Here is a 17689-nt window from a genome sequence, read left to right on the forward strand (position 1 = left end):
TTTCGCCACCGCTCGCCACGGCAGGCCACACCACTAGCCCAACGTGCCAGCGTAAATCTTATGTGGGTTTGGTTGTGGGGAGTGGCGGATTTCCGCCCATAAGTCATTGATTTATAACGCGCGCTGGCAGTCCCTAGGGGAGTCGAACCCCTCTCTCCAGGTTGAAAACCTGGCGTCCTAACCGATAGACGAAGGGACCGCATCGGCGCGAGGCGCGGTCTATAGCGGCCTTCGATTTGGGGCGCAAGCGCCCGAATCCAGGCGAACGGGCCTTCAGCGCACCCGGGGGTCGGCGACGTCCTCGATCTCGAGTTCGACGCTCTCGCGGCCCTGCCAGTCGTCCGGCTTCAGCCGGCCGGCGACATGCACTGCGCCCCCCTCCTGAAGTAGTCGCCGGCCCGTCTCCGTGTCTTCGGCGCGCCAGGCGACCGCCTTCAGCTTGCCGCCCGAACCATCGGTCAAGGTGACCCGGACGTGGCCCCCGCGCAGGGCCATCGGCCGCTCGATCCGCGCGTCGGCGACGGCGAACGTCGGCTCGGGGTTTCCGGAGCCGAACGGGGCCAGGCGCTGGAAGTCGTTCCAGAGGCCCCGGTCGGCGCCGCGGGTCGTGACCAGGGCGTCGATCTCCAGCGCATCCTCGGCGGCGGCGACCTCGGCCTCGGCGGCCATCCGTTCGCAGAGGAAGGCGCGCAGCTCGGGGATCGTGTCGGGCCGCACCGACAACCCCGCCGCCATGGCGTGGCCGCCGCCCGAGAGCAGCAGGCCTTCCTCGTAGGCCGCCTGAACGGCCCGGCCCAGGTTCACGCCCGGCTGCGAGCGGCCCGAGCCCTTGCCGACATCGGCCGCGCGGTCGACGCCGATCACCACCACGGGCTTGCGGTAGCGTTCGCGCAGGCGCCCGGCCACGATGCCGATGACGCCCGGGTGCCAGCCGTCCTCGGCCACCACGAGGCAGGGCGCGTCGGCCTGGTTCGATTCGCGCTCGATGTGGCGGACGGCGGCCTCCTGCACCTCGGCCTCGACCTGCTTGCGCGACGCGTTGAGCGCATCGAGCTCCCCGGCCAGGGCGGCCGCCTCTTCCGGGTCGTCGGTGGAAAGCAGGCGCGCGCCGAGGTCCGAACGCCCGATCCGGCCGCCGGCGTTGATCCGCGGACCCAGCAGGAAGCCGACGTGGAACGCCGACGCCGGTCCGCTGGCCTTGGCGACCTCCATCAGCGCCTTCAGGCCGGGGTTCGCCCAGGCGGACATCACCCTCAGCCCCTGCGCCGTCAGCGCCCGGTTGAAGCCCACGAGCTGGGTCACGTCGCACACGGCGCCCATGGCGGCGAGGTCGAGCCAGGTGCGGATGTCCGGCTCGGGACCGAGCCCGCGCTTGCGGGCCTCGCGATTGAGCGCCGCCAGCAGCACGAACGCCACCCCCGCCGCCGCCAGATGCCCCTGCCCCGACGTGCAGTCCGGCCGGTTGGGGTTCACCAGCGCCGCGACGCCCGCGACCTCGCCCGGCCGCATCAGGTGGTGGTCGATGACGACGACCGGCAGGCCGATCTCCGCGGCGCAGGCCAGGGCGTCGTGCGCGGCCGCGCCACAGTCGACCGTGACGACGAGTTCGGCCCCCTCGTCCTTCAGCCGGCGGAATGCGGCCGGCGACGGCCCGTAGCCCTCCGTCATGCGGTCTGGGACGTAGATGGAGAGCTCGAGGCCCATCGCCCGGAACCAGCGCACGATCAGCGCCGCCGACGAGGCGCCGTCGACGTCGTAGTCGGCGAACACCACGACGCGGCGCCGGGCTTCCAGCGCGTCGACCAGGATCGCGGCGGCGCGGTCCATGTCGGCGAAGCTCGACGGGTCCGGGAAGAGCGCCTTCAGCGTGGGATTGAGGAAGTTCGCGCCGTCCGTCACGCCGCGCGCGGCGATCGCCCGCGCCAGCGGCTCCGACAGCCCGTGCTCCAGTTGGTGGCGCCGCGCGAGGTCGGCGTCGGCCGGGCGCTGACGCCACAGCCGTCCCGAGAGCGAGCGCGTGACGCCGAGATAACCCAGATGTCCGCCGCCGTCGGCCATGCCGCTCCTTCCCTCGCCCGGAGTCACTATCGGCCCGGCCCGGACGAGTCGCCAGGGCCGGCGTGACGCAGACCTGCGTCAGAAGCGGTCGCAGAAGCTCCCGCCTCGTGGCAGGGCCGCTTGCCGGCCCCCACGGAGTCGCTCAAGGTCACGAGCGTCGAGTGGGGGTATCTGAATGATCGTCTGGGGCATCTTCCTGGCCGGACTCTATCTGCTGCTCCGGGACCTGATCCCGTGGCTGAAGTCCCAGCAGACCGGCGAGACGCGGACGAAGGCCTACAACAGCAAGAAGGTCCTGCGCTCGGAAGAGCCCGAGCGGTTCGTCGCCCTTCAGAAGAACCGAACCGACGGCATTGTCCTCGGTCTCATGGTGATCGGCGTCGGGCTCGCCTTCCTGTTGTTCGGCATCTTCAGCCTTGTCCTGCTGCTGCCGGTCGGCGCGGTCATGGCCTACACGCGCAAGCGGGCTCAGAAGCGCATGAAGGCGGTCGCCAACGAATTCAGCTAGGTCAGACCGGCCGCTTCATCCGCACTTCGCGCACGGTGTGCGAGGCCGAGTTCATGACCAGGGTGTGGGTGTGGACGAAGCCGCCGGAAACGCGGACGCCGTCCAGCAGGGCGCCCTTGGTCACGCCCGTCGCCGCGAAGATCGCGTCGGCCCGGACCATCTCGTGCAGGTCGTACTTCTTGTCGAGGTCGGTGATCCCGACGCGCGCGGCGCGGGCGCGCTCGTCGGCGTTGCGGAACACCAGCCGGCCCTGGAACTGGCCGCCCACGCACTTCAGCGCCGCGCACGCGAGGACCCCCTCGGGCGCTCCGCCGGAGCCGACGTACATGTCGATGCCGGTCTCGGGATCGGCGGTGTTGATCACACCGGCCACGTCGCCGTCGGTGATCAGATGGACGCGGGCGCCCACCGAGCGGACGGAGGCGATGATGTCGGCGTGGCGGGGCCGGTCGAGGATGCAGACGGTGATCGCGCTGGCGTCGACGCCCTTGGCGCTGGCGAGCGCCTGCACGTTCTCGGCCGGGGTCTTGTCGAGGTCGATGACACCGGCGGGATAGCCCGGCCCGCAGGCGATCTTGTCCATGTAGGTGTCCGGCGCGTTCAGCAGCGTGCCCTTCGGCGCCCACGCCATGACGGCCAGCGCGTTGGCCATCGCCTTGGCGGTCAGGGTGGTGCCCTCCAGCGGGTCCAGCGCGATGTCGATCTTCGCGCCTTTGCCCTTCCCGACCTTCTCGCCGATGTAGAGCATCGGAGCCTCGTCGCGCTCGCCCTCGCCGATGACGATCTCGCCGTCGATGTCGAGGTCGTTGAGCGCCGTGCGCATGGCGTCGACGGCGGCCTGGTCGGCGGCCTTCTCGTCGCCGCGTCCCACCAGTTGCCAGGCGGCGATCGCGGCGGCTTCACAGACCCGGACCGCGTCCATGATCAGGTTGCGGTCCAGAACTTGAGAACTCATGTCGTTTCCAACCCTCAGTCACATTCCTTGGGGGGCGAGTCTTTGGACGCGCCTTTGATCCTAGATGCGAGCGATCCGCAACAGTCTGGGACGATCCAGCACCGCCGGAAGGTCGGCGATACGGTTCACCGCCGCCGCCAGCACGGATTCCGCGACCGCATGGGTCGTCAGCACGATCGGCACGCCCTCGGCCCCTTCGGCGGGCTTCTGCAGGAAGCTCTCGATGGACACGCCCGCCTCGGCGAGCGTCTCGGAGACCGCGGCGATCACCCCGGGCTCGTCCTTGACCAGGAAGCGCAGGTAGGCGCGGCCCATCATCTTGGACGGATCGACCGGATCGAAGGGCGTGAGCGTCTCGGCCGGCGCCGAGAAGACCGGACGCCGGGCGCCCGCGATGGCGTCGGCGATATCCGCCGCGACGGCCGCCGCGGTCGGGCCGGCCCCCGCGCCGGGGCCCTGGAGGAAGATGCGGCCCGTGCGCTCGCCCTCGATGAAGAGCGCGTTGAGCGCCCCGCCGGCCCGCGCCAGCGGGTGGTCGAGCGGCGCCAGCGTCGGATGCACCCGCACCAGGGCGCCATGGATCGAGCGCTCGGCCGAGGCCACCAGCTTGATCCGGTAGCCCAGGTCCTTGGCCATCCGGATGTCGAGCAGCGCGATCTGGTCGATGCCCTCGATCTCCGCGGCGGCGAAGTTCGGAGCGCAGCCGAACGCGAGCGCCGCCAGGATCGTGATCTTGTGGGCCGCGTCGAACCCGCCGACGTCCATCGTCGGGTCGGCCTCGGCGTAGCCCAGCCGCTGGGCCTCCGCGAGCACGTCCGCGAACGAGCGGCCCGTCGTCTCCATCTCGGTCAGGATGTAGTTGCAGGTGCCGTTGAGGATGCCGGCGATCGCGTGGATGTCGTCGCCGACCAGGGCCTCGCGCACGACCTTCACCGCCGGCACGCCGCCCATCACCGCCGCTTCGAACAGCAGCGGGACGCCCATCGCCTCGGCCAGTTCGGCCAGTTCCTTGCCGTGTTCGGCGATCAGCGCCTTGTTGGCGGTGACGACGGGCTTGCGGGCCTTCAGCGCCGCTTCGACCGCCGCCTTCGCCGGGCCGTCCGAGCCGCCGATCAGCTCGACGAAGAGGTCGGTCTCGTCGGACTGAGCCAGCGCGACCGGATCGTCGAACCAGGGCAGGTTCGAGATGTCGACCGGCCGCGGCCGCGAGCGCGACCGCGCCGAGACGCCGCTGACGCGGGCCAGTCCGCCCGCCGGCGCGAACGCGGGGTTGTCGGACAGGAAGTTCAGCAGGCCGGCGCCGACGGTGCCGAGGCCCGCGACGCCGATCCTCCAGGGTTTTCGGTCCATGTCGTCCACTACTGTGCGGCCAGGGCGTTGTGCGCCCGTCCCAGGATCTCGTCCGAGTTGGCCAGGAACTTCTTCACGTTGCGCGCCGCCTGCCGGATCCGGTGCTCGTTCTCGACGAGGCCGATGCGGACGTAGCCCTCCCCGTACTCGCCGAACGCGATGCCGGGGGCCACGGCCACGCCGGCTTCCTCGATCAGCAGCTTCGAGAAGAGCATCGAACCCGCCTCCTCGAACTGGGGCGGCAGCTTCGCCCAGGCGAACATCGAGGCGGGCGGCGCGGGAATGTCCCAGCCGGCGCGCTTCATCGACTCCACGAGCGTGTCGCGGCGCGACTTGTAGGTGGCGCGGATCTCGTCGATGCAGTCGGTGGGCCCGTTCAGCGCGGCCGCCGCGGCGACCTGGATGGGCGTGAAGGCGCCGTAGTCGAGATAGCTCTTCACCCGCGCCAGCGCCGCGCACATGCGCTCGTTGCCCACCACCATGCCGACGCGCCATCCGGCCATGGCGAAGGTCTTGGAGAGCGAGTTGACCTCGACCGCGATGTCCTTGGCGCCTTCGACCTGCAGGAGCGACGGCGGCGGGTTGTCGTCGAAGTAGATCTCGGAATAGGCGATGTCGGAGAGCACGAGCATCTCGTGCTTGCGGGCCAGCGCCACGACCTCCTTGTAGAAGTCGAGATCCACCCACTGGGCCGTCGGGTTCGAGGGATAGCTGACGATCAGCACGCTCGGCGGCGGCGCCGAGTGCTTCACCGCCCGGCTGATTCCCGACAGGTACGCCTCCGGGCTCTCGGCCGGCACGTGGCGGATCACGCCGCCCGCCATGATGAAGCCGTAGGCGTGGATCGGGTACGCCGGGTTGGGGCAGATGATGACGTCGCCGGGCGCCGTCAGCGCCTGGGCGAGGTTGGCGAAGCCTTCCTTCGAGCCCAGCGTCGAGATCACCTCGCGGTCGGGATCGAGCTTCACGCCGAAGCGGCGGCCATAGTAGCCCGCCATCGCCTTGCGCAGGCCGGCGATGCCCTTCGAGGCCGAGTAGCGGCCGGCCTTCGGGTCGCGCGCCGTCTCGATCAGCTTGTCGACGATGTGCTTCGGCGTCGGCATGTCGGGATTGCCCATGCCGAAGTCGATGATGTCGGTCCCCTGCGCGCGCAGGCGGGCCTTGATGCGGTTCACCTCCTCGAAGACGTAGGGCGGGAGGCGGCGGATACGGTGGAATTCGGGTGTCATGTTCCAAGCTCTTGCGCCGCCAGACGCCCGGGCGGCCGATTGCGAGCTGAAGGCAGGGCTTCGATAGACTCCGGGCGGGAGTCTTCCAAGCGGGTTCGGGGAAATTTATGCCTCGCGCGGCGTGTCAACGCGGCGGAGGCGGGGTAGCTCGTTCGCGCAGTTCCCGGGCGAACGCCTCGGCGTCGCCCGGCTTCGGCGGCTCGAGCTGCGGGCCGGCGTCGCGGCGGCTCTTCTCGGCGAACGCGTCGGTGCCCTGCAACGTCCAGGTCGACGGCTCGGTCGCCGCGACCAGCGCCGTGCCGGCGGCCAGCACCTGCCGCGCGCTCTGGCCGTACTGGACGACGGGGCGAAGGTCGGTCGGCTTCTTCGGGATCGAGGCGAAGGTCGGGAACTTGCCGTCCTGGCGCGTCACCCGGGCGACGTCCGGCGCGATCGGCGAGCTGGGATCGACCTTGGCGTCCACGAACGGATTGCCGATGCAGCCGCCCAGCGCGAGGCCTGCTCCGGCCGTCAGGGCCAGGGCCCATACCCTGGGGGTGGTCCGAAAAAGCGGGCGCAACGCATTCATTTGCGCCAAGGTCATATGCGATGATCGTGGAAGGCGAAAGAGCGCGCCTGTTCAGAGTGCGCCATTGCGAAGGGACGACCCGATGAGCGAGGAGACCTCGGCCCCGCCGAAGGCGAAGTCGAAGAAGGCCGGCTCCAGGAAGGCCGGGAAGAAGGCGGCGAAGGCCGCCGCCGCCGAGGCGAAGACGTTCGCGCAGGCGACCGAGGCGCGCGCCGAGGCCGCCCCGGGCGCCGCCACCGCATCCGCCCCCGGCCCGCGGGCGTCCGGCTTCGAGGCCGCCGGCTTCACCGCCGACCAGCGCGCGCAGGTCGAGCAGCTCTCCATGAACCTGGCCCGGGCCGCGCTCGCCGCCCAGGGCGCCATCGCCGAGATGGCGTTGCGCCAGGCCGACCGCCCGGCGGCGCTTTCGCCCGACCCGTTCCACGTGGCCCCTGCGCTGACGCAGGTGATGGGCCGCCTCGCCGCACAGCCCGACCGCATCATGCGCGCGCAGGGCGACCTCTTCGCCCGCTACCTCGACCTGTGGCAGGCCACCGCCCGCCGCGCCGGCGGCGAAACCCCCGACCCCGTCGTCTCGCCCGCCAAGGGCGACAAGCGGTTCACCGACCCCGACTGGAGCGAGAACCCGGTCTTCGACGCCATCAAGCAGTCGTACCTGCTCACCGCCAACTTCCTGAACGACATGGTGGCCGAGGTCGACGGCGTCGACCCGCTGGAGAAGCGCCGGGTCGAGTTCTTCATGAAGATGCTCACCGACGCCTTCTCGCCGTCCAACTTCCTGGCCTCGAACCCGACGGCGCTGCGCGAGGTGATGGCCACCGGCGGCGCCAGCCTGGTCAAGGGGATGGAGAACTTCCAGGCCGACCTCCAGCGCGGCGGCGGCCAGCTCTCGATCGCCCAGACCGACTACGACATGTTCAAGATCGGCGAGAACGTCGCCACGGCCCCGGGCAAGGTCGTCTTCCGCAACGAGATCATCGAACTCCTGCAGTTCTCGCCGTCGACCGAGCAGGTCTACGAGATCCCGCTGCTGATCTTCCCGCCGTGGATCAACAAGTTCTACATCATGGACCTGCGGCCGGAGAACTCGCTGATCCGGTGGCTGGCCTCGCAGGGGATCACCGTCCTGGTGGCCTCCTGGGTGAACCCGGACGCCACGCTCGCGACCAAGACGTTCGAAGACTACATGCGCCAGGGCATCTACGAGGGCGTCGCCGCGACGCTCGAGCAGACCGGCGTCGATCGCGTGAACACCGTCGGCTACTGCATCGGCGGCACCCTGCTCTCGGCCACCCTGGCCCACATGGCGGCCAAGGGCGACACCTCCATCGGCTCGGCCACCTTCTTCGCCGCGCAGCAGGATTTCTCCGAGGCCGGCGACCTGCTCCTCTTCACCAACGAGGACTGGCTGAAGGACCTCGAAGCCAAGATGGACGAGGGCGGCGGCGTCCTCTCGGGCCAGACCATGGCCGACACCTTCAACGCCCTTCGCGGCAACGACCTGATCTGGTCGTTCTTCGTGAACAACTACCTGATGGGCAAGGAGCCGCGGCCGTTCGACCTGCTGTTCTGGAACTCCGACCAGACGCGGATGCCGAAGACGCTGCACACCTTCTACCTGCGCCGCTTCTACGGCGAGAACGCCATGGCCAGGGGCGAGCTCACGCTGGACGGCGTGCAGATCGACCTCTCCAAGGTGAAGGTCCCGATCTACGTCCAGTCCTCGAAGGAGGACCACATCGCCCCGGCCCGCAGCGTCTACAAGGGCGCCAGGCTGTTCGGCGGGCCCACCACCTTCACCATGGCCGGCAGCGGCCACATCGCCGGCGTCATCAACGCCCCGGTCGCGAAGAAGTACCAGCACTGGACCAACGGCGCCCTCCCCGCCTCGCTCGAGGAGTGGCAGGCCGGCGCGGTCGAGCACCCCGGGTCGTGGTGGCCCCACTGGGCGCAATGGCTCCAGGCCCGCTCCGGCAAGCTCATCCCCGCCCGCGACCCCGCCAAGGGCCCCCTGAAGCCCCTCGGCGACGCCCCGGGCGAGTACGTGCTGGTCAAGAGCTGAGGGCGCGGCGGGGCGGCGCACGCTCGCGACGGGCGCCCTCGCGCTCGTGCTGGTCGCCGGCGCCGCCGAGTCCGCCGAAAAGCGGCCCGAGTTCGACGGTCCCAGCCAGCCGGACATGAACCGGCAGGCCGCGGCGCGCTACGCCATCGCCGACCGCGAACTCAACGCCGCCTACCGCAAGCTCGCCGCCGCCGCCTCGCCGGACGGCAAGGCGCGCCTCCGGGCGGCCCAGCGCGCCTGGATCGCCTTCCGCGACCTCGACTGCGAGGCCCGCGCCGGCTCCCGCGGCGGCTCGTTCCACCCGGCCGCGGTGTCGCTCTGCCTGGAAGGTGTCACCGACGACCGCACCCGCACCCTCCAGGCCGAACTCGACTGCGAAGAGGGCGACATGGGCTGCGGCGGCGTCAGCCAGGACTGAGGCTGGGGCCTAGTACCCGCACGGCACGTTCAAACCCCCGCTCATCCCCGCGCATGCGGGGACCCAGGCTTGCTTCACAGCGCGAGCAGCCCCGACAGCTCCGCCTCCGGATCTCGCAACGAAGAGAAGTCTGGGTCCCCGCATGCGCGGGGATGAGCGGTGTTGAGTGCCAACCCTCACCGAACCGTCTCGGTCTCCTTCGGCGCCGACACCCGCTGCGTCTTCGCCTGCGCCTTGGGCTTCGGCAGCAGCCGGAACCGCGTCTGGCACCACGCGAAGTCGAGGCGTGGTAGATATGGGTAAATATGGGGACAGGAGTAATATTCCCCGACCGGCTGCCCACGGGGTTCCGGGGATAGGTATCGTGTCCCCGAAGCTAACGGTCACGAACTCTGCCGCTGTTGACCTGTGGTTTTTGGGCTCGGATGTGGCAACTATCGTTCGATATGCTCGGCGCCGCGCACCACGACGATCATCGCGATAGGCTTCTCCGGCTGGGCAAACTCAGGCCCCGGTGGGCTTGGCGATGGCTGATTTTGCTGAACCTGATGTACGCGTCACCCGTCTGGGCCGACGCCGCGAACGGTATGATCGCTTACAAGCGCGGGGATTTTCGAACCGCTTTGAGGGAGTTTCAAGCCGGCGCTGCGAAGCATGAGGCCGCCTCGTACAACGGCCTGGCGCTGCTTTACGAACACGGCGCCGGTGTGCCGCATGACGACAGTCAGGCCGCAGATTGGTTCCGCAAGGCTGCCGAACTGGGCGATCTGGCGGGCGTAAGCAATCTAGGCACGATGTATCTGGCAGGGCGTGGAGTGCCTCAAGACTATAAAGTAGCGTTTGATCTGTTTCTGAAGGCTGCAACGCTCGGAGACAGCTCCGCCCAGAACAATCTCGCTATCCTATATCATAGTGGTTGGGGCACACCGAAAGACGAGGGACGGGCGCTATTCTGGTACAGAAAGGCCGCTGATCAGGGCTCGGCTCCCGCCCAGTATGCGCTTGCTCAGATGTACGCCTTCGGAAACGAAGTCCAAAAGGACGACGCTCAGGCCTTCGACTGGTATCAAAAGTCCGCGGCACAGGGCTTCGCGCCGGCGCAGAGCGATCTGGGCATTCTGTACATTGTTGGGCGTGGTGTGCCTCCGGATGATGCGAAGGCAGCATCTTGGTTTCATGCGGCTGCAACCCAAGGCCATCCAAGCGGCCTTCTGAACCTGGGGCAGGCCTACCTTACTGGCCGTGGTGTCCGCCAAGACTATTCGATTGCCTTTGTCATGACGTCGCTGGCGACAAACGCCGGGAACAATCGTGCAGCTCCCCTCAGAGACAAGATCGCGGCCCAGCTAACCGCCGCTCAGCTGACGGCAGCCAACGCGCTGGTTGCAGCTTGGCGACCCGGCGCCCCGCTCCCTGAGCCGGGAACCTAGCCATCGTCGGCTGAGGGCCTATGGCGGGCGTTTCGAGGATCGCCTGATAGTCATAGGCCTCCCCACCTGCGTCCGCTTCTGACGCACCGGCGTGTTCCACTGCGGCCCATGTCCGAGGCCCTGCCCGACATCGGCGACATCGAAGCGGTCTTCGGCCTGGTGCTGCGGGTCGACCTGGCGTTGCTGCAGCACGTGAATGCGCAGGCGCTGGAGACCACCGATCCCGGCACCCTGAACGACTACGTCCGCTCGCAGACGCGGCTGACGCGCTCGGTGCGCACCACGCTCACCACCCCGGGCGAGGCTGTTGCGCGAGGAGGCCGCGGAGCCTCGCCGCGCGCCCCACCCCGGCCATGACGACCCGAACCCCGATCTGACCGAACAGCTCGATATGGAGGATGCGGTCTACGCGCGGGTCTGCCTGGAGTACGACCCCGTCGAGGCCGACGAGATCGATCCCGAACTCGGCGAACTGGTCGAGTGCGTGCGGAAGGACGCCGCTGCCGCCGGCCTGTCCCCCGAGGCCCGCGTCGAAGCGGTGATGGCCCTCGTCCGCACCAGGTTCGGCCCCCCGCGGGCCGTCCCCGAGCCCCGGCCCGAGCCCGCACCGCCCGCCGCGCCGCCGGCCGAACCCGACCCCTTCGACGGCCGCCTGGCCCCGCCGATGCACGTCCCGGCCTGGGAATGCGACGACGACACCAGTTGAGGCGCGCCCGGCGCGAAGCGCCGCCCGATCGAACCGCGGACGACGCGGAATGACGCGGAAGGAACGAAGACAGGCGTTCGTCCCCGGCCTCACCGCCGCGCGGGCGGCCTTCCGCGTGCCTCCGCGTATTCCGCGGTTCGTTCCCTTGCGGCTGCGCCGCGTGCGCCCGCTACCTTGCACCACCTTACTAAGGTTTAATGCAAGCTACCTTGCGTCGCACGCTACCTTGCCGTACCTCAGTGGTCAGCAAGGAGGCGCGGACGTGCCGGACGCCATCGAGATCCAGTTGAAGAAGGGGGCGCTCGAACTCTGCGTTCTGGCCCTGCTTCATCAGCACGACAGCTACGCCTACGAGATCGCCAGCCGCCTCGCCGACGCCATCGGCATGGGCGAAGGCACGATCTATCCGCTGATGCGCCGGCTGCAGTCGGACGGCCTCGTCGAGACCTACCTCGTCGAGAGCCCCGCCGGCCCGCCGCGCAAGTACTACAGGCTGAGCGAAGCCGGGAAGAAGAGCTTCGAGAGCCAGTCCGCCGCCTGGAGGTCGTTCTCCGGCGCCGTCGAAACCATCCTTGGAGGGGCCAAGTGACACGCCAGGCATTCATGGCGCGGCTTCGGGAAGGCCTGCGCGGCCTGCCCCCGCAAGCCATCGCCGACATCGTCGCCGACTACGAGGCGCACTTCACCGACGGCGAGGCCGCCGGACGCACCGAGGCCGAAGTGGCCGCCGCGCTGGGCGATCCCGACCGGCTGGCCCGCGAGGTCCGCGCCGAAAGCACGCTCAACCGCTGGCGCGACGAGCGCAGCCCGTCCTCGGCCGCCGCGGCGGTGTTCGCGGTGCTGGGGCTGGGCGCCATCGACATCCTGATCCTGCTGCCCATCCTCATGGGCATCGCCGGCGCGATCATCGGGATCGCCGTGGCGGTCATCGTCTGCTTCTTCGCCGGCGCCTTCGTCTTCGCCGCCGGGCCGTTCATGGACCCGCCGGGTGGCCCGGTCACCGCCCTGCTGGCCGGCCTCGGCGTGATGGCGGGCTCCGCTTCGGGCGGCGCGCTGCTGACGATCGTCTCGATCGGCCTGATGAACGCGCTCGTCTGGTACGGGCGTCTCCACTACCGGCTGCTGAAGCCGGCTCTCGAACCCTAAGGAAGGCAGGAGGCCCGTATGATCCGCGTCCTCGTGATGATCACCGTCGCCGGCTTCGTGCTCTCGGTGGCCAGCCTGTCCGCGGCCGTCGCCATCGGCGGTCCGGACGCCATCGCCCGCGGAAGCTGGAACATCGCCTCGGGCCACTGGGGCGACCGCTGGGACTGGGACTGGAATGGCGACGCGCGGCACATCCGCCGCGGCGACAGCGACTGGCCCGGCGCGCCTGGCCCGGAGGCCACGCGCACCCTGGCCTGGAGCGGCGCCGACAAGCTGGACATCGATCTCCCGGCCGACGTCCGCTACGTCCAGTCGAGCGGCCCGTCGAGCGTGGTGGTGACCGGTCCGCAGGGCGCCCTCGACCACATCGTCATCCGCGGCGACTCCATCCGCTATTCGAGCCGTCGCTACCGCCACTATCCGCGCGTCTCGATCGTGCTGACGGCGCCGAACGTCTCGGCCTTCGACGTGTCGGGCCGCAACACGCTGACGATCGAGGGCTACCGCCAGCCGCGGCTCAGCCTGGACGTCTCGGGCGAGGCCGAAGTCTCGGGGCGCGGCGAGACCGACGAGCTCAGCGTCGACCTGTCGGGCTCGGGCGAGCTCGAACTCGGGGCGCTGAAGGCGCGCCGCGCCAACGTCGACGTTTCCGGCGCCGCCGACGCGACGCTGGCGCCGATCGACGAGGCCCGCCTGGAGATCTCGGGAGCCGGCGACGTGCGGCTGGTCACCCAGCCCAAGACCCTCGAGACCGACATCTCGGGCGCCGGCCGGGTGCGGCAGGTCGATCCGACACCGTCGCCGAGCCCTTCGCCCTCGCCGTCCGCATCGCCGTCGCCCTCCCCCAGGCCCGCTGCCGGCAAGGCAACGACCTGAACGGCCGACGGACCCTCCTGGCCCGGGTGCGCGTCGTCGCCCCGGGCCGCTTTTTTCCGGCGTCAGGCCGGGACGAACTTCAGCGCCACGCCGTTGTTGCAGTAGCGCAGGCCGGTCGGGCGCGGTCCGTCCTCGAAGATGTGGCCCTGGTGACCCAGGCACTGGGCGCAGTGATACTCGGTCCGCGCGACGCCGATCTTGTAGTCGGTCTTCGTGGCGACGGCGCCCGCGATCGCCCGGAAGAAGCTGGGCCAGCCGGTGCCGCTCTCGAACTTGGTGTCGCTCGTGAACAGGGGCAGGTCGCAGCCCAGGCAGACGAAGCGGCCCTTGCGATGTTCCTTGAGCAGCGGGCTGGTGCCGGGGCGCTCGGTGTCCTCGTGCCGCAGGACGAGGTAGCTGGCCGCCGGCAGCCTCTGGCGCCACTCGGCGTCGCTCACCTTTCGGAATGGCGAGTTGGCGTAGGCGTCCTTCGCGGCGGCAAGGCTGGAAACCGGCGCGGCGAAGGCCAGGGCGGAGGCGGCCGCGAGGAAGCCGCGGCGATCGAGGGACTTGGACATGACCGCGATTACGCGACCTCCAGGGCCTCGGATGCAAGCCTCTGCCGCATCACGGCTCCCACAGGTAGCGGACATCGGGGGCCTTCTCCTCGTTGCCCTCGCCCTCGGTGAACTCGACGGGCCGGAATCCGCGGGCTTCGTAGAAGCGGCGGGCGCGGGCGTTCTGCTGGAAGGTCCAGAGCTGCATCGGCCGCCGCGCCTCGAGGGCCCTGGCCAGAAGCGCCGGGCCGATTCCCCGCCCCTGCGCATCCGGATGGACGAAGAGGTGCCGGATCCAGCCGTCGCGCCAGCCGATGTAGCCTGCGACCTCGCCGTCGACCTCGGCCACCCAGACCTGGTGCTCGGGCATCAGGCTCCCACGGAACCACGCGACGTGCTCGTCGCGGGTATGGAGCTGCGGCAGGAACGGCAGCGAGATCTCGACGCAGTCCCAGAGGATCCGCGACATGGCCGGCGCGTCGTCGGGCGTCGCCGGCCGCAGGATCACAGGCCGGCGTCCTCGGGCAGGCCCAGCATCAGGTTCAGGCTCTGCACCGCCGCGCCGGACGCGCCCTTGCCCAGGTTGTCCAGCAGCGCCACCAGCCGCGCCTGCCTGCGGTCGGCCGAGCCGAAGACGAAGAGGCGCATCCTGTTCGTGCCGTTCAGCGACTGCGGGTCGAGGGCGGCCACGTAGCTGGCCGCCCCGGCGCGCGCCTTCTGGAGTTCGGCGCATTCGGCGCCGCCCGCCACCTCGACGAAGGTCTCGCCCGCATAGGCGGCCTCCAGGGCCACGTGCAGGTCGGCTGGCGCGGGCTGGCCGGGCAGCGCCCACAGTTGCAGCGGAACCTCGACCAGCATGCCCTGGGCATAGCGGCCGACCGACGGCGCAAAGACCGGCGGGTGCGCGAGGCCGGCATGGATCTGCATCTCGGGCAGGTGCTTGTGCGCCAGGGTGTAGCCGTAGGCGCGGAAGGCGTCGTCCGTCCCCTCGGGAGCGGGCTGCGCCTCGAACTCGGCGATCAGGCCCTTGCCCCCGCCGGAGTAGCCGGAAATGGCGTTCACGGTCACCGGGAAGTCGGCCGGGATCAGGCCCGCCGCCACCAGCGGCCTCACCAGCCCGATGAAGCCGGTCGGATAGCAGCCCGGGTTCGAGACCCGCGTCGCGGTCCGCACCGCATCGCGCTGGCCCCTGGACATTTCCGGGAAGCCGTAGGTCCAGCCGGGCGCGGTGCGGTAGGCGGTCGAGGCGTCCACCACCTTCACCGCGTTGGACGAGATCAGCGAGACGGCCTCGCGCGAAGCGTCGTCGGGAAGGCAGAGGACCACGGCCTCGGCGGCGTTCAGCAGCTCGGCGCGGGCGTCGGCGTCCTTGCGGCGCGCCGGATCGATGGAGAGCAGCTCGATGTCGCTGCGGCCGGCCAGGCGGTCGCGGATCTGCAGGCCGGTGGTCCCGGCTTCGCCGTCGATGAAGATCGTGTGGGCCATGATCGAATCCCTGAACGGGTCGCCGAAATGAGAAGGGGCGCCTCGGTTGCCCGAAGCGCCCCTTCCAAACGCGAGTGCTCGCGCGCGGGTCAGCGCTTCGAGAACTGGAAGCTGCGTCGGGCCTTGGCCTTGCCGTACTTCTTCCGCTCCACGACGCGCGGGTCGCGGGTGAGGAAGCCGTGCGGCTTCAGGACCGGGCGCAGGCCCGGCTCGTAGTAGGTCAGCGCCTTGGCGATGCCGTGGCGGATCGCGCCGGCCTGGCCGGAAAGGCCGGAGCCTTCGACCGTGACGTCGACGTCGAACTCGCCGAGCCGGCCGGCGACCTCCAGCGGCTGGGCGATCATCATGCGCAGCACCGGGCGGGCCAGGTAGACCTCCTGGTCGCGGCCGTTGATCGTGATCTTGCCCTTGCCGGGCTTGATCCAGACGCGGGCGACGGCGTTCTTGCGCTTGCCGGTCGCGTAGCTGCGGCCCTGCGCGTCACGCTTCGGCTCGCGGACGACGGTCTCTTCCGCTTGCGTGCCCATGCCCTTGAGGGCGTCGAAGCCGGTCGCTTCGGTGGTGGTGGCTTCGCTCATTACGCGCTCCGCACGTTCTTGGCGTTCAGGTCGGCGAACGCGATGGTCTCGGGGTTCTGCGCGGCGTGCGGATGCTCACCGGAGTTGTAGATGCGCAGGTGCGTCATCTGCTTGCGGGCCAGCGGGCTTTCCTTGGGCAGCATCCGCTCGACGGCCTTCTGCAGGACGCGCTCGGGGTACTTGCCGCCCAGGATCTGCGCCGGGGTCCGCTGCTTCACGCCGCCCGGGTGGCCGGTGTGCCAGTAGTAGACCTCGTCGGTGGCCTTCTTGCCCGTGAACTTCACCTTGTCGGCGTTCACGACGACGACGAAGTCGCCGCAATCCACGTGGGGGGTATAGTCAGCGCGATGCTTGCCGCGAAGACGCATGGCGATGAACGAGGCGAGGCGGCCGACCACGGCGTTCTCGGCATCGACAACGATCCACTTCTTCTCGACCTCGGCGGGCTTCAGCGAAGCCGTGGTGCTCTTCAGCATGAGGGACGATCCAATAGAACCTAGCGGGTTCGCTGGACGCGCCCCCGACGTGAGGGCCGGCATATGCCGAATGGACGCCGCGAAGTCAACCGCGGCAATGCCGCTTCGAAATGTCTAGTGATCGGAATTCATTATAGATTTTGAATGAGGTATTATTTTACCTCGACTTTCTCCAGGGCGGACGCCGCCCCGCGGCCCACTTCGTCAGATGCGGCGCACCCGCCAGGCGAAGGCGACGGCCAGGGTCAGGACCGCCGCCGCGACCAACTGGTGGGCGATGGACAGGCCCAGCGGCGCCCGGGCCATCAGGGTCGCGATGCCCAGCAGCGCCTGGGTCACGACCGCGCCGGCTACGCCCACGGCCAGCAGCTTCGAGGTGCGCGCCAGGTACGTCGAGCGCCACGCCGCGACGCCGAGCGCAACCGCGGCGGCGGTGAGCAGGTAGGCCACCAGCCGGTGATGCAGTTGCACCGCGCCCTGGCTGTGCGCCAGGGTCGCCCAGAGGCCCGCGCCCGCATAGTCGTCGGGCAGCAGCCGGCCGTTCATGAGCGGCCAGTCGTTGTAGACCAGCCCGGCGTCGTTGCCGGCGACCAGGGCGCCCAGCAGGATCTGCAGATAGACGAGGCCGAGCAGCCAGAGCGCGCGGCGGCCCCACGGGCTGGGCAGCGTCTGGCGCGCCGCGCCCGCCCAGCAGTCGAAGGCCGTCCAGAACAGCGCGCCCAGCAGCGCGAACGCCAGCCCCAGATGGACCATCAGCCGCTCGGGCGCGACCGAGACCCGCTGCGACAGTCCGCTCGCCACCATCCACCAGCCCACGGCCCCCTGCGCCGCGCCGAGGGCGAAGATCACGCCGAGGCGCAGGAACAGCCGCCGCGGCAACTCCCGGCGGATCGCGAAGACGACGAACGGCGCGAAGAACACCACGGCGATGATCCGTCCCAGGAAGCGGTGGGACCACTCCCACCAGTAGATGGTCTTGAAGTCGGCGAGGCTCATGCCGGCGTTCAGTTGGGCGTACTGCGGAATCTGCCTGTAGCGGGCGAACTCGGCCTGCCAGTCGGCGACGCTGAGCGGCGGGATCGCACCCGTCACCGGCTTCCACTGGGTGATGGACAGGCCGGAGTCGGTCAGCCGCGTCGCGCCGCCCAGGACGATCATGCCCATCACCAGGGCGGCCACGACGAAGAGCCAGATGGCCACGGGCTTGGAGCGGTCGGAACTCAGGAACGAGATCATGGCGTTTGGGGGGACGCGGACTTTTCTCGATTGCGCTTGGGCCGGACCCTTTAGCGGGCTTACGCGTCCGCG

20 protein-coding genes and 1 tRNA gene are annotated in these 17689 nt (G+C 69.8%); 9 read left to right on the forward strand and 12 right to left on the reverse strand.

Annotated features, from left to right (window positions below; genetic code table 11):
- Positions 1 to 124 precede the first annotated feature (124 nt).
- A tRNA-Glu gene (locus tag JNL41_RS18190) sits at positions 125 to 199 on the reverse strand.
- A 74-nt stretch (positions 200 to 273) separates the two neighbouring features.
- Positions 274 to 2058 (reverse strand): single-stranded-DNA-specific exonuclease RecJ, encoded by a 1785-nt coding sequence (gene recJ / locus JNL41_RS18195; RefSeq protein WP_293477417.1) that lies wholly within the window; start codon positions 2056 to 2058, stop codon positions 274 to 276.
- 175 nt (positions 2059 to 2233) lie between these two features.
- Between recJ and JNL41_RS18200 the strand changes: the two genes are divergently transcribed.
- Complete coding sequence (locus tag JNL41_RS18200; RefSeq protein WP_293477419.1) at positions 2234 to 2566, forward strand: hypothetical protein; 333 nt, start codon at positions 2234 to 2236, stop codon at positions 2564 to 2566.
- A 1-nt stretch (position 2567) separates the two neighbouring features.
- Here JNL41_RS18200 and glpX read toward each other — a convergent pair whose 3' ends face one another.
- The 4 genes from glpX to JNL41_RS18220 all read right to left on the reverse strand — a co-directional run bounded on the left by glpX (position 2568) and on the right by JNL41_RS18220 (position 6659).
- Entirely contained in the window at positions 2568 to 3521 is a 954-nt protein-coding gene (gene glpX, locus JNL41_RS18205) for a class II fructose-bisphosphatase (protein WP_293477421.1), read from the reverse strand.
- 60 nt (positions 3522 to 3581) lie between these two features.
- A complete protein-coding gene (locus JNL41_RS18210) occupies positions 3582 to 4871 on the reverse strand; it encodes a homoserine dehydrogenase (RefSeq protein WP_293477423.1) in 1290 nt (429 codons plus the stop codon).
- A gap of 8 nt (positions 4872 to 4879) precedes the next feature.
- Complete coding sequence (locus JNL41_RS18215; protein ID WP_293477424.1) at positions 4880 to 6100, reverse strand: LL-diaminopimelate aminotransferase; 1221 nt, start codon at positions 6098 to 6100, stop codon at positions 4880 to 4882.
- Between the two features lie 124 nt (positions 6101 to 6224).
- A complete protein-coding gene (locus JNL41_RS18220; RefSeq protein ID WP_293477425.1) occupies positions 6225 to 6659 on the reverse strand; it encodes a hypothetical protein in 435 nt (144 codons plus the stop codon).
- 331 nt (positions 6660 to 6990) lie between these two features.
- Between JNL41_RS18220 and phaC the strand changes: the two genes are divergently transcribed.
- The 8 genes from phaC (at position 6991) to JNL41_RS18260 (ending at position 13306) form a co-directional block, all read left to right on the forward strand.
- Entirely contained in the window at positions 6991 to 8730 is a 1740-nt protein-coding gene (phaC, locus tag JNL41_RS18225; protein WP_293477478.1) for a class I poly(R)-hydroxyalkanoic acid synthase, read from the forward strand.
- Between the two features lie 46 nt (positions 8731 to 8776).
- Positions 8777 to 9148 (forward strand): lysozyme inhibitor LprI family protein, encoded by a 372-nt coding sequence (locus JNL41_RS18230; RefSeq protein ID WP_293477427.1) that lies wholly within the window; start codon positions 8777 to 8779, stop codon positions 9146 to 9148.
- A 536-nt stretch (positions 9149 to 9684) separates the two neighbouring features.
- Positions 9685 to 10578, forward strand: a complete 894-nt coding sequence (locus tag JNL41_RS18235; RefSeq protein ID WP_293477429.1) for a tetratricopeptide repeat protein — start codon at positions 9685 to 9687, stop codon at positions 10576 to 10578.
- A 108-nt stretch (positions 10579 to 10686) separates the two neighbouring features.
- Complete coding sequence (locus tag JNL41_RS18240) at positions 10687 to 10935, forward strand: hypothetical protein (RefSeq protein ID WP_293477431.1); 249 nt, start codon at positions 10687 to 10689, stop codon at positions 10933 to 10935.
- A complete protein-coding gene (locus JNL41_RS18245) occupies positions 10886 to 11284 on the forward strand; it encodes a hypothetical protein (protein WP_293477433.1) in 399 nt (132 codons plus the stop codon). Before JNL41_RS18240 ends, JNL41_RS18245 begins: the two co-directional genes overlap by 50 nt.
- Before the next feature lie 262 nt (positions 11285 to 11546).
- On the forward strand, positions 11547 to 11873 hold the full coding sequence (locus JNL41_RS18250; protein WP_293477435.1) for a PadR family transcriptional regulator: 327 nt from the start codon (positions 11547 to 11549) through the stop codon (positions 11871 to 11873).
- Complete coding sequence (locus JNL41_RS18255; protein WP_293477437.1) at positions 11870 to 12430, forward strand: DUF1700 domain-containing protein; 561 nt, start codon at positions 11870 to 11872, stop codon at positions 12428 to 12430. Before JNL41_RS18250 ends, JNL41_RS18255 begins: the two co-directional genes overlap by 4 nt.
- An 18-nt stretch (positions 12431 to 12448) precedes the next feature.
- Positions 12449 to 13306, forward strand: coding sequence for a DUF2807 domain-containing protein (locus JNL41_RS18260; RefSeq protein WP_293477439.1), 858 nt, complete (start codon positions 12449 to 12451; stop codon positions 13304 to 13306).
- Positions 13307 to 13368: 62 nt separating this feature from the next.
- Here the strand turns inward: JNL41_RS18260 and msrB are convergent, their stop codons facing one another.
- From msrB to JNL41_RS18290, 6 genes are all read right to left on the reverse strand, one after another.
- Positions 13369 to 13863 carry a peptide-methionine (R)-S-oxide reductase MsrB gene (msrB, locus tag JNL41_RS18265; protein WP_293477440.1) on the reverse strand — a complete coding sequence of 165 codons (495 nt, stop codon included), beginning with the start codon at positions 13861 to 13863 and terminating at the stop codon, positions 13369 to 13371.
- Positions 13864 to 13912: 49 nt separating this feature from the next.
- A complete protein-coding gene (locus tag JNL41_RS18270; RefSeq protein ID WP_293477441.1) occupies positions 13913 to 14350 on the reverse strand; it encodes a GNAT family N-acetyltransferase in 438 nt (145 codons plus the stop codon).
- Positions 14347 to 15327, reverse strand: a complete 981-nt coding sequence (gene argC, locus JNL41_RS18275; RefSeq protein ID WP_293477442.1) for an N-acetyl-gamma-glutamyl-phosphate reductase — start codon at positions 15325 to 15327, stop codon at positions 14347 to 14349. The genes JNL41_RS18270 and argC overlap by 4 nt, the downstream gene beginning before the upstream one ends.
- An 89-nt stretch (positions 15328 to 15416) precedes the next feature.
- A complete protein-coding gene (rpsI, locus tag JNL41_RS18280) occupies positions 15417 to 15905 on the reverse strand; it encodes a 30S ribosomal protein S9 (RefSeq protein WP_293477444.1) in 489 nt (162 codons plus the stop codon).
- Positions 15905 to 16378, reverse strand: coding sequence for a 50S ribosomal protein L13 (gene rplM, locus JNL41_RS18285; protein ID WP_293477479.1), 474 nt, complete (start codon positions 16376 to 16378; stop codon positions 15905 to 15907). The genes rpsI and rplM overlap by 1 nt, the downstream gene beginning before the upstream one ends.
- 207 nt (positions 16379 to 16585) lie before the next feature.
- Complete coding sequence (locus JNL41_RS18290) at positions 16586 to 17617, reverse strand: COX15/CtaA family protein (RefSeq protein WP_293477446.1); 1032 nt, start codon at positions 17615 to 17617, stop codon at positions 16586 to 16588.
- Positions 17618 to 17689: the final 72 nt, after the last annotated feature.

This window comes from Phenylobacterium sp., from assembly GCF_016793285.1.
In the GTDB taxonomy this organism is placed as follows: Bacteria; Pseudomonadota; Alphaproteobacteria; order Caulobacterales; family Caulobacteraceae; genus Phenylobacterium.

Excerpts from the sequence above, each read along its gene's own strand:
- phaC (WP_293477478.1), top strand. The coding sequence starts at position 6,991 with ATGAACCTGGCCCGGGCCGCGCTCGCCGCCCAGGGCGCCATCGCCGAG.
- rpsI (WP_293477444.1), bottom strand. The coding sequence starts at position 15,905 with ATGAGCGAAGCCACCACCACCGAAGCGACCGGCTTCGACGCCCTCAAG.
- JNL41_RS18210 (WP_293477423.1), bottom strand. The coding sequence starts at position 4,871 with ATGGACCGAAAACCCTGGAGGATCGGCGTCGCGGGCCTCGGCACCGTC.
- glpX (WP_293477421.1), bottom strand. The coding sequence starts at position 3,521 with ATGAGTTCTCAAGTTCTGGACCGCAACCTGATCATGGACGCGGTCCGG.
- recJ (WP_293477417.1), bottom strand. The coding sequence starts at position 2,058 with ATGGCCGACGGCGGCGGACATCTGGGTTATCTCGGCGTCACGCGCTCG.
- JNL41_RS18290 (WP_293477446.1), bottom strand. The coding sequence starts at position 17,617 with ATGATCTCGTTCCTGAGTTCCGACCGCTCCAAGCCCGTGGCCATCTGG.
- JNL41_RS18215 (WP_293477424.1), bottom strand. The coding sequence starts at position 6,100 with ATGACACCCGAATTCCACCGTATCCGCCGCCTCCCGCCCTACGTCTTC.
- argC (WP_293477442.1), bottom strand. The coding sequence starts at position 15,327 with ATGGCCCACACGATCTTCATCGACGGCGAAGCCGGGACCACCGGCCTG.
- JNL41_RS18260 (WP_293477439.1), top strand. The coding sequence starts at position 12,449 with ATGATCCGCGTCCTCGTGATGATCACCGTCGCCGGCTTCGTGCTCTCG.
- JNL41_RS18240 (WP_293477431.1), top strand. The coding sequence starts at position 10,687 with ATGTCCGAGGCCCTGCCCGACATCGGCGACATCGAAGCGGTCTTCGGC.
- JNL41_RS18200 (WP_293477419.1), top strand. The coding sequence starts at position 2,234 with ATGATCGTCTGGGGCATCTTCCTGGCCGGACTCTATCTGCTGCTCCGG.
- msrB (WP_293477440.1), bottom strand. The coding sequence starts at position 13,863 with ATGTCCAAGTCCCTCGATCGCCGCGGCTTCCTCGCGGCCGCCTCCGCC.